This is a genomic window from Acinetobacter sp. P1(2025) (assembly GCF_051390655.1).
Taxonomy (GTDB): domain Bacteria; phylum Pseudomonadota; class Gammaproteobacteria; order Pseudomonadales; family Moraxellaceae; genus Acinetobacter; species Acinetobacter junii.
This window is the reverse complement of the sequence record NZ_JBPKBJ010000019.1, coordinates 23197-35559: the sequence shown is the minus strand read 5'-3', so window position 1 is coordinate 35559 and position 12363 is coordinate 23197. Positions and strand designations below refer to the sequence as shown.

11 protein-coding genes are annotated in these 12363 nt (G+C 37.1%); 4 read left to right on the top strand and 7 right to left on the bottom strand.

What is annotated here, in order from left to right; genetic code table 11:
- Positions 1 to 65 precede the first annotated feature (65 nt).
- The 3 genes from ACSC97_RS06845 to ACSC97_RS06835 all read left to right on the top strand — a co-directional run bounded on the left by ACSC97_RS06845 (position 66) and on the right by ACSC97_RS06835 (position 3326).
- On the top strand, positions 66 to 1157 hold the full coding sequence (locus ACSC97_RS06845; protein ID WP_436660054.1) for a transcriptional regulator: 1092 nt from the start codon (positions 66 to 68) through the stop codon (positions 1155 to 1157).
- Positions 1158 to 1551: 394 nt separating this feature from the next.
- Positions 1552 to 2627, top strand: a protein-coding gene (locus ACSC97_RS06840) for an IS3 family transposase (protein WP_087548153.1) whose coding sequence is annotated in 2 segments (ribosomal slippage) — positions 1552 to 1804 and positions 1804 to 2627 — 1077 coding nt in all. Because the reading frame shifts where the segments join, the coding sequence is not laid out codon by codon here.
- Between the two features lie 456 nt (positions 2628 to 3083).
- Positions 3084 to 3326 carry a VF530 family DNA-binding protein gene (locus ACSC97_RS06835; RefSeq protein ID WP_020899562.1) on the top strand — a complete coding sequence of 81 codons (243 nt, stop codon included), beginning with the start codon at positions 3084 to 3086 and terminating at the stop codon, positions 3324 to 3326.
- Positions 3327 to 3404: 78 nt separating this feature from the next.
- On the opposite strand, the gene ACSC97_RS06830 is transcribed toward ACSC97_RS06835, so the two are convergent.
- A complete protein-coding gene (locus tag ACSC97_RS06830; protein ID WP_436660051.1) occupies positions 3405 to 3713 on the bottom strand; it encodes a helix-turn-helix domain-containing protein in 309 nt (102 codons plus the stop codon).
- On the bottom strand, positions 3710 to 5041 hold the full coding sequence (locus tag ACSC97_RS06825; RefSeq protein WP_436660049.1) for a type II toxin-antitoxin system HipA family toxin: 1332 nt from the start codon (positions 5039 to 5041) through the stop codon (positions 3710 to 3712). Before ACSC97_RS06825 ends, ACSC97_RS06830 begins: the two co-directional genes overlap by 4 nt.
- A 277-nt stretch (positions 5042 to 5318) precedes the next feature.
- On the opposite strand from ACSC97_RS06825, the gene ACSC97_RS06820 reads away from it, so the two are divergent.
- Positions 5319 to 6017, top strand: coding sequence for a DUF1826 domain-containing protein (locus tag ACSC97_RS06820; protein ID WP_416700903.1), 699 nt, complete (start codon positions 5319 to 5321; stop codon positions 6015 to 6017).
- 59 nt (positions 6018 to 6076) lie between these two features.
- On the opposite strand, the gene ACSC97_RS06815 is transcribed toward ACSC97_RS06820, so the two are convergent.
- The 5 genes from ACSC97_RS06815 to ACSC97_RS06795 all read right to left on the bottom strand — a co-directional run bounded on the left by ACSC97_RS06815 (position 6077) and on the right by ACSC97_RS06795 (position 12236).
- Positions 6077 to 6874, bottom strand: coding sequence for a sulfite exporter TauE/SafE family protein (locus tag ACSC97_RS06815; RefSeq protein ID WP_039907982.1), 798 nt, complete (start codon positions 6872 to 6874; stop codon positions 6077 to 6079).
- Between the two features lie 41 nt (positions 6875 to 6915).
- Positions 6916 to 7410: a flavin reductase family protein gene (locus ACSC97_RS06810; protein ID WP_436660046.1), complete on the bottom strand. Its 495-nt coding sequence runs from the start codon at positions 7408 to 7410 to the stop codon at positions 6916 to 6918.
- Between the two features lie 186 nt (positions 7411 to 7596).
- A complete protein-coding gene (locus ACSC97_RS06805) occupies positions 7597 to 8625 on the bottom strand; it encodes a methionine synthase (RefSeq protein ID WP_087540915.1) in 1029 nt (342 codons plus the stop codon).
- A 23-nt stretch (positions 8626 to 8648) separates the two neighbouring features.
- The gene (locus tag ACSC97_RS06800) at positions 8649 to 9644 is read right to left on the bottom strand and encodes a DUF1852 domain-containing protein (RefSeq protein ID WP_436660044.1); all 996 of its coding nucleotides are present in this window, start codon (positions 9642 to 9644) and stop codon (positions 8649 to 8651) included.
- A 387-nt stretch (positions 9645 to 10031) separates the two neighbouring features.
- Positions 10032 to 12236, bottom strand: coding sequence for a TonB-dependent siderophore receptor (locus ACSC97_RS06795; RefSeq protein WP_436660042.1), 2205 nt, complete (start codon positions 12234 to 12236; stop codon positions 10032 to 10034).
- Positions 12237 to 12363 lie beyond the last annotated feature (127 nt).

Here is a 12363-nt window from a genome sequence, read left to right as displayed (position 1 = left end):
TATAAATTTTGAAGCTCATTTCTAAAGTTTGAAAATATTACAGTCTCATCATAAAGGAATATGATATGAACCTGTTCAATACACCACCTGCAAAAAAGCTGCAAACGACGCATTTAATTAATCAAACTACTGTGCATGCTGCCCCTGTTTTAGCATTGCCTCAAGAAGATAAAACGTCTTTATTCCGCCGCTCTATTCAGCATAATTATGCAGATTTACTCAAAATAGCAAATGATTCAGATATGGCGATTGGTCTTACAGATCATCACGGGACTCTGTTATGGACATGGAGTAGTTCAGCCATGCTTTCTTCTGCTGAACAAGTTCATTTTATTGAGGGCGGACATTGGTCTACACAGGCAGTTGGAACCAATGCGATTGGTATGGCGTTAAACAGCCAAATATCAAGTTGCGTCTATTCTCATGAAAACCAAATGGACAGTGTTAGAGATTGGGTTTGTTATGCCGCACCGATTTGGGACCCAACATCGGGACAATTTCACGGCATTATTAACCTTTCTACAAAATATAAAAAACATACGCCTTTAGGGTTGCTCGCAGTTGAACGCTGTGCAGATTTAATACAGCGTGCCATAAAATTTGAGCAGCAAAATTTTTTGTACATTAAAGCGCTAGGTTCGCCTTGGGTTCAATTTAATGGGCAAACTTTAAACTTGAGTCACCGTCAAATTGAAATACTTTGCATTTTAGCTTTGCATCCCCATGGAATTGGCTTAGAAGAGTTACACTATGCCCTTTATGGTGAGCGTAGTGTCAGCCTAAAAACCCTAAAGGCTGAGCTTTCACAACTTCGTAGCTTATTACCCCATTCAATTGAGGCTCGCATTTATAGGCTTAGCTGTGAAGTTCAATGTGATTTTTTACGTGCTGAACAATCATTAAATGCAAATCTTATATCCAGTACATTCTCGCTATATAAAGGTAGCTTTTTATCTAAATCAGAAAGCCCATTACTCAGCACATGGAGACATTGTTTTGATGCCCGTTTAAGCCAGTTGATCTATCAAATAAAGGATATCGATCAGTTATTAAGAATTATTGGGCAGACACATGACCGAATTGATGCAATACAACGCTTATTAGAACTCTTACCACAAGATAGCGCCCACCGTAATTATTTTTCAAATCTGATTTAGATTTGATCTGTTGCTTCAATTCTAAAGTTTTATTGTGTAGAAGATTGAAAAGGAAGTATGACTTTCATACTTCCTTTAATAAAATTTAAAATTGAGAACTAACTACAGTGAAGTCTAGTAATTCACTTACCTAGCTTTGACACCCAGTTTGTCGCTGGATGGTGTACCCATGCCATTACTACAGCTTTAATAGTTAAAGCCACCAAATCTTCTAAGTCTAAGTTATGTAAGTGTGACTTACCATAAGCGCACGTCTATGCCGTGATGGTGACGATAAATATTTAAGAATGCTGACAAGCTTCATCCACCGTTGGTGATATAGAGGTAATCCCCCCTAAAAATAAAAGGATGTAAAAGTAGAATTTTCTCTTAAGATCAAAGCAGGAGATTCTGCATGAAAACATCTAAATTTACTGACAGTCAGATTATGTCTATTTTGAAACAAGCGGAGTCTGGCACGCCTGTTGCCACCCTTTGCCGTGAACATGGTATGAGTAATGCGACTTTTTACAAATGGCGGGCTAAATATGGCGGCATGGATGCCTCATTAATTACTCGATTGAAAGAACTAGAAGCCGAAAATGCCAAGCTAAAAAAGATGTATGCTGAAGAGCGGCTTAAAGCTGAAATCATTCAGGAAGCCATGTCAAAAAAGTGGTAAAGCCATCTTGTCGTCGTCAGATGGCACAACAAGCCGTTGGTGATCATGCCGTCAGTATTCGTTTGGCCTGCCGTGCATTTAGTATCAGTGAAACCTGCTACCGTTATCAGTCCAAATTGAACGATGACAATGCACTGATTGCAGAACAATTGATTGAACTCACCGAAGAAAATACAGATTGGGGCTTCGGGCTATGCTTCTCTTATCTACGCCATGTTGAGAAGTGTGGTTGGAATCATAAGCGTGTTTACCGTATTTACTGTGAGCTGGCATTGAATCTGCGGATCAAACCAAGAAGACGATTAAAACGACATGTACCTGAACCATTGAAGGAACCAACTCATCCAAATCAAGTATGGTCATTGGATTTTATGCATGATCAGTTAAGTGATGGACGAAGTTACCGTTTGCTTAACGTAATTGACGACTATCGACGTGAGGGTTTAGTGATTGAAGCAGGTTTTTCACTGCCTGCACTGCGCGTCATTCGTACACTTAACCAATTGCTCGAATGGAGAGACAAACCGCTTGTGATTCGCTGCGACAATGGACCTGAATTTATCAGCCACGAATTCGTACGTTGGGCAGCTGAGCATGGTATCCGTATTGAATATATTCAACCAGGCAAGCCACAACAAAATGCTTATATCGAACGATACAATCGTACAATGCGTTATAGTTGGGTGAGCAAACATTTGTTCGATACATTGGAGCAAGTACAAGATTATGCAACACAGTGGTTGTGGCACTACAATCATGAACGACCACATCAAGCTAACGGAGGCAAACCACCTTTGATGGCTGCTTAACCTCTACTTTTAAATTCAGTTATTTATGGGAGGATTACCCTTGTAAGTATGAATATAATGTATTAACAGGAATTGATGATATCAAAGTTGTTATAAATCAATGCTTATAAAGAAATCATAATTATTAGTCCTAATTTATTTCTACTGTTTTTTTTATCTAAGATTTCATTATTAGCTTTAATTTCTTAAAAAAATCGTCCACTGGTTATAATTTCATTTTTAACTTGAAATCACAGTGAATTTCAAAATTAAGTTTTTTTTATCAAAAATCGATATAGCTAAATCAGTTACTTAGAGATGGTAAAATTTCAAAATTAACTTTTATAGACATTTACTCTCTGACCTGTATTCAATAACTTATATGAGTTCTATTTTAATTACGTTCAAATTCCAACCCTCTCATTTTTAACTAGCCTAGGTTATAATGATGGTCTTCCAAAATATTGTTGCTCTATTATGAACGCCTCCAATGACCCTCTACACGGCAAAAAACTTGCTGACATTTTGGATGAATTATTGGATTACTACGGTGGCTTTGAAGGCTTAAGTCGTAAAATTGAAATTAGATGTTTTTGCATAGATCCAAGTGTTAAATCATCATTGCGATTCTTGCGTACCACACCATGGGCACGTGAAAAAGTAGAAAGCTTATATTTGTATGTCTTACGCCAAAAAGCCAAACAAAAATCTCAGCTATGAAAACCCTAGCCTCAGCATTTTAATTAGCCGATTCTTAATATCTTTTATCAGGAAGCTATATGTTCATAGCCATTGATCTCATTCTGATGGTTTAATGATCTTTCTCACAATGTGCTCATGAGTCGGTACAAGCCCTGATTTCAATCCAAGTGGTTTAAATACCTTGTCTAAAACAGATTGCGTAAGTTTTCCTTTGTCCTGTTCAATATCAGTTAACGTCCTGCGACTTACACCGACTAAATTTGCATATTGTTCCTGAGACATACCAAGAATATTTTTTCGCAAATACGCCAATAATTGTCCCAATGTAATTTCATTCAATAAGTACTGCAGATATAGATCAATAAGAACTTGTTGACGATCTTGAGTCTGATTTTTTGTATTCATAATAGTTCCCATCTTTCTAATTTAGCTTCAACATAGTCAAATGAAAGCGCTGGCATCTCCATAATTTGTTTTGGTACACCTTTATCTATTAATCTTTGTTTTAGCCCGACAAGATGACTTGCTAAAGATTTCAATGTAGTTAGAGACAAATTCGGATCGCATAAATGTGCAAGCTTTTGTGTAATTTGCTCCCATCGATATTCTCCTCCTTCCTCATAAGGACTTCCCCAAGTTGTTGATCTTGTGACAACTTCTGGATCAGCTTTCATTGGAGCAAAATCATAAATTGGAGCAAGCGAAATTTTTCCAGATTGTTTTAGAAATGAAGTATTTCGCCCATGATTATCAGAATTACCAAAAATAATATTGAGTAAATCTCGCTGTAACCACTCACAAACGAATTGTTCTGAATCAAACTCTGAATCAATAGATATCAGTAAATTGCATAGATTTTCAATCACTTCAAAGTGATTGAGATGGCTACCCGAAGCTTTATTTAATACGGAATAGACAGATTCAAGCCCATGACGATGCCATTTTTGGTTGTGCCATTCAACATCAAATCTTGGTAGCCATAATGATGGATATTTTTCACCTTCGATCAGCTTCATTTCTGTAGTTTCAATGGTGTTGAAACCCAACTCTTTTAGTTCTTGATAGTAATAGTATTCTGCTCTGAGAATATTACAGTCGATCTCACTACGATTATTTCTAGGGAATTTAACTAGATAGTGTTGATCAGGTTGATCAAAGTTTTGTTGATAAGTATCAATCCAAATATTTTGATCTTTTGTAGCACGAATCAATAATTTAGGAGCTTCACCACCTGCTCCTGTTGCACCACCACTAATTGCACCCATTTGCTGTGCATATTCAAGAAAATCTACATTTCGGTCAGCAACATCACTTTGACTAAAATAACGTAAATGCAGAGTTGATTCAGGATTGATTGGTGGAAGAGCTTCTTTAATTCTCAAATTGCCTACGGGTGCGATGCCACCTTTTTCTAATAAAATACTATCTTGCTCAGCATGCGTTAGTCTTTGTAGACCTAGAAAATTCACCCAATAACGGCGTGCAGCACCTGATGGAACAATATCATCTAAAAAACCAAACCATGAACTAGATTCATGTTTTATTAGTATTTGTACAGGTAGCGACAAACTACAGGCATGCTCATCTTGCTTGTCCAAATTGTGGATTGCGTATTCTAAATCGTAAGCTAATTCACTGGCACTTGCTGAGCCTAGTTTAGGTTCTAATAATGTTAGTTCAGCAATATCAAACCAACTTTGATCAAGTAACGCCTGTATTGTTAGTTTTTTCATTGATGTAAATGAGCAATTATTTTCTCAAAAATACTCTATTTTTTTATATTTGTGAATATATTTGCGCACAATTGTTTTTTATGTAAGTTTTTGAGCATAAATTTGCTCATAATGATCTGTGGAAAATAACTTTCTCAGTGTCTATTTAAAACCCTTTATTTCATTGTTATAAGGTATGAAAAATTAAATGTCTGAAAAATACTATTCCATCTATCGTTGTTAACGTGATCGAACTGTGTATCATTAAACATATTTTCTTTTTGATAAACTTCTTTTTATGAAGAATGCATTTTCTGACCACAAGCAAATTAGCGTGGTTTCAAGTTTCTCCGAACTTGTCAGTTCTAATTTTCAAGGAGATAGAAATGCGATTTGTTGGTATAGAAATCTTAATGGGGATTTTCAAGAAATCGTCAAAAAACTTCAGCTAAAGAAAAATATCACTGAGATTTCAGTTGATGATTTATTGGCTTTACAACTTTCTGAACATGGTCGTTTAGCAAGAGAAATCATAATTGCGGATATTCAGCAATTAACAGAGCTTGGCGCATCACCTACGCTTAACTTAATTCAAAATTACGAACGTGATGATGAGTTAGATTTTATTTCGACAGATGTTTATTCATTTCATGTTGATCGCTCGCCTATTCCAACAGATACTTTTTTATGTACCTATCACGGTGCGGCAAGTGAGATTCTGCCAAACGATCAAGTTGAGCAAAAGATTCTAGTTCCTGAAATTAGAGAAAAACTAAAAAATCTACATGATGGACCAGAAGCCGAATTTGAGAATTTTTTAGAAGAATATTTCTTTGATTTGCACTACCGAGCAAAACCTGAGAGTAAACCTGTTAATTTAGGTTTAGGTCATCTATGGCGTTTGGCAGTCGACCATCCAACACAACAAGTTTTACCCTGTGTGCATAGAGCACCGATAGAGATAGATGGAGAATATAGATTGCTGTTGATTTGTTAAAGACTAGAAAAAGATTTTAAAAGCTCACAGAAAAGTGAGCTATACGGAGAAGATTTTTATCACATGCCTTTGTAAAGAAAGAAGCATCCAACGATCAATAACATTAAAGCAAAGCATTTTTTAAGTACGATTGGCGATAAAATATGTGCTGTTTTAGCTCCAAGCTTAGCCGTCATAAAACTCATAATGCTAATACCTAAAAATGCATAGATATGTACAAAACCAATAGTGTTAGGCACATTGATATGCTGTTTCATACCAAAAAAAATAAATCCTAAAGCACCTGCGATGGCAATTGGTAAGCCACATGCTGCCGAGGTTCCGACGGCTTTTTGCATGACTACACCATAATGATTTAGATAAGGAACGGTTAAACTCCCTCCCCCAATACCAAAAATTGCTGAAGCAACTCCGATGCCTGTACCTGCAAATATTTGTCGAGTTGTTGATGGTAATACCTTACCCTGATCGATTACATTTTTCGCCCCAAAGAACATTTTGTAAGCAACCCAGATCACAAATATCCCGATGATCAATTGTAAATTTGCCCCAGAAAGTAATCCCGCAATACCAGCTCCTAAAAATGAACCAAGGATTAGTCCTGGTGTTAGATTTTTAAATACAGGCCAAATCACGGCGCTGTTTTTATTGTGGGCGATCAATGAACTAATAGAAGTCACAATGATTGTTGCCAATGAGGTTCCCAAAGCCATATGCATGATGACATCTGGTTGGTATCCCATTTGAGTGAATACGATGTATAAAAGTGGAACGATAATGAGCCCACCACCGACACCAAAGAGTCCAGCAGCGAAACCAGCTAAAGCCCCGATGGCTAAAAAAATGATTAATTCCACGAGATATTTTCTTAAAATAAAGGGATGAATAGATAGTTGGCTCAGGCAATTTCTGCAATCTGCCCAACTTGATGATAAGCACGGTTAAAGTAGACTAACCCCTGATCATGCTGACTTTGTTGGATAGCAATGATACGACAAATAAAAATGGTATGTGTTCCAACTTCCTGAATCTGCTCAATTTGACAATCAAAACTAACCAAAGCATCTTTTAACACAGGTGCGCCAGTTTCTAATTCTGTCCAACTGCCATATTTGAAACGTTCTTCAGGACTCATCTTTGATGAAAACACTTTAGACATATGCTGATGATGTGCTGCCAAGACATTCACAGTGAGAATTTTATTTTCAACAAAGTGTGTATGTGAGCTAGAAGCGATATTCATACATACCAAAAGTGTTGCTGGTGAATCTGTCACGCTGCACACAGCTGATGCCGTAAATCCATATCGACCTGTAGAGCCAATCGTTGTTACAACACTCACTGCACTTGTTAATAAAGACATTGCATTTCTAAAGTCTATTGCTTCAATCATTAAATTGTTCCTCAATTGAACCGTACCTTTTAGATTTAGCAATATCATGCTATTCCATTTCTTAGGCACACCATCTGCATGTGTTTTTAAATAGATGCGATCTTTGGTCAAGATTGACGCTAAAAGAGACTCATGGCTTGATCATTATTTTGATTGCAAACCATAAATCCTATTTAGCTCAAAATATTAGTTAGATAGTTCTTTTCGAACGATTTCTGCACCTGCGCTTAAAGCATTAAGTTTGCCTCTCGCTACATGGCGAGACAACGGCGCCATGCCACAATTGGTTGATGGATAAAGTTTGTCAGCATCAACAAATTGCAAAGCTTTTCTTAAGGTATCGGCAACTTCTTCAGGTGTTTCGATATTATTTGTAGCAACATCGATCGCACCTACCATCACTTTTTTACCGCGAATTAGTTCAATTAGATCCATTGGTACGCGAGAGTTTTGGCATTCTAGCGAAACGATATCAATTTTAGATTTTTGAAGCTTAGGAAAGGCTTCCTCATATTGACGCCATTCTGAACCTAATGTCTTTTTCCAATCTGTATTGGCTTTAATACCGTAGCCATAGCAAATATGTACGGCTGTTTCACATTTCAGACCCTCTAGCGCTCTTTCTAAAGTTGCAACACCCCAATCATTGACCTCATCAAAAAATACATTAAATGCAGGTTCATCAAACTGGATGATATCAACACCAGCTGCTTCGAGTTCTCTCGCTTCCTGATTTAAAATTTTTGCGAATTCCCATGCTAGTTTTTCACGGCTTTTATAATGTCCGTCATATAAGGTATCAATCATGGTCATAGGACCTGGTAATGCCCATTTGATCGGTTGATTGGTTTGTTGACGTAAAAATTTAGCATCTTCAACGAATACAGGTTTTTGACGACTGACAGCACCCACAACGGATGGAACACTTGCATCGTAACGATTTCGAATTCGAACCGTTTCACGCTTCTGGAAATCAACGCCATCTAGGTGTTCAATAAACGTTGTGACGAAATGTTGGCGAGTTTGTTCACCATCACTTACGATATCAATGCCCGAGTGTAATTGCTCGTGCAGTGACAGTCTTAAAGCATCTTGCTTAGCTTCATAAAGTTGTTCATCTTGGAGTTTCCATGGCGACCAAAGCTTTTCAGGTTCAGCTAACCAAGAAGGTTTCGGTAAGCTGCCAGCAGTTGATGTCGGTAATAGTCGTTTCATAATCAGTAATCTTCTATATCAGTTTACACAGCAGCATAATTTTGTTCGGTGTAGTTCTCAGCCCACTGTTCGAGAATCTCTCGATATGGTTTGATAAATTGCTCTTCAGTGAATTTGCCTTGTTTTACAGCTAACTGACTACGCTCTTCACGGTCGTATACGATTTGCGTTAAAGAGTAATCTTGGTATTTCAAACTTGGTTGATAGCATTTGCCAGCTAGAGAGTTAGCATTGTAAATTTCAGGTCGGTAAATCTTTTGGAATGTTTCCATTGTGCTGATTGCACTAATAAGTTCTAGGTTGCTGTAATCACTTAGCAAATCACCTGAAAAATAAAAAGCTAATGGCGCTACACTGTTAGCAGGCATGAAATAACGTACTTTTAGCCCCATTTTATTGAAGTATTCATCTGTCAGAGAATATTCGTCTTGTTGATATTCAACGCCCAAAACAGGATGTACATTTGCAGTTTGATAATATGTTTTTGTGCTCGACACACTCAGGCATATCACAGGTGCTTTACCAAAATTCGCTTTGTATGCCGCTGAGTTGATTAAGTGTTTAAAAAGCTTGCCGTGTAATACACCAAAGTTATCTGGCGCACTAAATTTTGCTTGATTTTTACTGTGTTCTAGTAATAAGACACTAAAATCATAATCACGAACATAAGATGAAAAACTATTACCTACCATGCCATCAATACGCTTATTTGTCTGATGATCAACAATTGTTGTTTTTAGCATTTCAATAACTGGAAATGCATGACCATTACCTTTGATATCCATATTTGCTGAAATAATATCGATTTCAACCGAATAACGATCCGCTTTTGGATTATCCCAATGAGCTAAGTCATTGAAACGATTATTGATCATTTGTAAGGTTTTACGTAGATTTTCTTGACGGCTCTCACCTCTTGCTAAATTTGCAAAGTTAGTTGTAAGACGTGTGCTTTCTGAAGGATGATAATTTTCATCAAAACGAATACTTTTAATAGAACATGTAAATTTTTTACTCATTGTACTACTACCCTAATCTCTAAGATAAAACCTGAATTTCTGTATGAAAGAATTTATACATGAATGTTCACATGAGTAAAAATGATTTAATCTAACTAAAAGATGAATAAAATTCATGGTTGTGTGTTTTTATGGGTTTCAGTGCTCTAACCTGAATGAGCTTCATCATGAGCTGAAAAACTATCAGGATATTGATTGAATTATTGCTATAAGGGTGTGCTTGTAATTTGGAATTATTCTTTAGATGATGACATACAATCTTTCGTTTCTATTTTTTGTTTACAACGATATAAAACTTGAATTTTATTAATCGAATAACAGAATTCCGTAAAAAAAGACGATCTAATTTTAAGTCAGATCGCCTTTATTCATATCAGTGAATTGGATTTAAAAATCCACCGTCCAAGAAAATTGTGCAGTGCGTGGAGCGCCTAGGAACAAATAATCATCTCCAAAGAAGCTTCCCGCATCTCTCCAATATTTTTTATTAAATAGATTATCTACATTGAATCTTAACGTGTTTTCATAACCATTAGCTTTAAAGTTATAAGCTGCACCAGCATTAAAAACTGTGTAGCTTGGAACTTTGACGCTGCCTATTTTATTGGCATATTTACTTGAACTGTATTGTGTACCAGCCAGTAGTCTTAAGCCTTCTACTTGTGGCAATTGATACGATAAGTAAGTTGCAAAGCGTACTTTAGGAACATTCTGAGTTTGATGGCCTTGATATTCAGCGACATCAATCTCTTTTAAGCGTGAACGAGTCAGCGCCAAAGTCGAGACCATATCTAAATTCTGTGCCAAACGTCCTTGCAAACCAAGTTCTAAACCTAAGTTATGTTGTTTACCATCAGTTAAGTAATAGTTATCAGTATTCGTATATTGATGATCTTGTTCTAGATCAAATATTGCTGCTGTAAATAACATAGATGGTAATTGATACTTCAATCCCAGTTCATATTGGGTGGATTTGATTGGAGCAAGTGTTTCAAATGCATTACCGACAATCCCTTTTTCTTCATTACCGAAGGCATACCACGGTGCTTGTCCACCATCACTTAGACCTTTGCTAAATGATGTGTAAACTTGCGTATTTTCCCAAGGTTGGTACATCAGTGCAAATTGTGGCAAGAATCGGTTTAAATCTGTATCACGAATCTTATTCGCTGCCGCATCATAAGCTTTCTCATCTAAAGAAAGGATTTTTCCACCCATATGAACTGACCATGCGTCATTGAAACGGATTTGGTCTAGTAGATTTAATGCGGTTTGCTGACTATCAAGGGACTTATAGCGATTGCCTAGAGCTACATCTGTAGGCTTATAGTCCACAGTATTGTTATAGATGTTGCCCGTACCAACGAGTTGATTGATTGCATCATATTGAGCACGTCGTTTATAGGTATGAGATAACTCGACATTTAAGCTATGCTGCCATGTCCCTGTTGCGAACTTGCCGTTTAATCCTGTTTTAAATTGATTTGTTAAATAACTATCATCTGGACTACGGAAATCATAAATATCGTAGTTACCCTTTTGATCAAAGGTATTGCCTAAACCTGTAAATTCACAAATCTCACTATAACAACCCCACGGGAATGCTGAATAGTCATCAACGACTACACGGCTTTGTGAAGCGGATAAGTTTGCTGTCCAATCATCATTGAGACGATGCGTATATTTTAAACTCGTATTCAGACTTTCATTAGTAACGGGTTTACTCCAACTTTGATAACCCAGTAAACGATCCCATTCCACATTAGTCGGTACAGTTTTCCCATCTAATAATTGATAGCCTGGTACCGAGCGTTGACGTTGGCGTTGTGATTCAATATCAAACTCAAGTTTTGAATCATCAGAAATCTTCCAGTCCAAAGCAACTGAACCAAAAAGTCGCTTCCCATTGGTATGCTCTACATACGGATGAATCTCTTCGTGAGCTAAATTGATTCGATAGCCAAATTGTTGATTTTCACCCACGATATCGCCGATATCTGTTGCGATACGATAACCACCCTGACTATCTGTTTCTAAGGTAACTGAACGAATATCCTTTGGACGTTTAGTCACGTAGTTAACTATTCCACCTGGCGTAGACATACCACTTTGGATTGCGCTGATACCCTTTAAGATCTCGACTTGTTCTTTATTTTCTAGCGCAACATTTTGTTCGCCTCTAAGTAAGTTGCCATTCAGTAGATAACTTGAACCTAGATTGAGCGCGAAACCACGCATAATAAAGTTTGAGTAATAGCCAATAGGCGCATAACCATCCCCTACAGCAGCATCATTTTTCACAACGTCAGCCAGTGTTTTAGCATGCTGATCAGCAATGCGTTCGGCAGTAATCGTGCTCACTGAAGCAGGAATTTTGGCAACGGTTTGTTGATTAAAACCCGATAAATTGATTTGAGGTTGGTAATACGCACTTTGAATGGATTGTGCGGCTAAAGTGATTGTTGGAAGTTGCGAAACAGTGTTTTCATCTTCTGCATTTGCGACGACTGAACTTAGTCCCATACACGAAAATGAACCAACGGTTAGAAGCGCTTTTTGTAAACGAGAAAATGAAAATGGATAAGTTTTCACAGTAGTTGCCTAACCCCAAAAAAGATAATGGTATAACCTGAATTTTCGAGGCTGAGTATTCACAATTTTTGATGCTTGAACAAGCGCCTTTGCTTACATATATCTGAATTTTTAGCTACTCCGATAA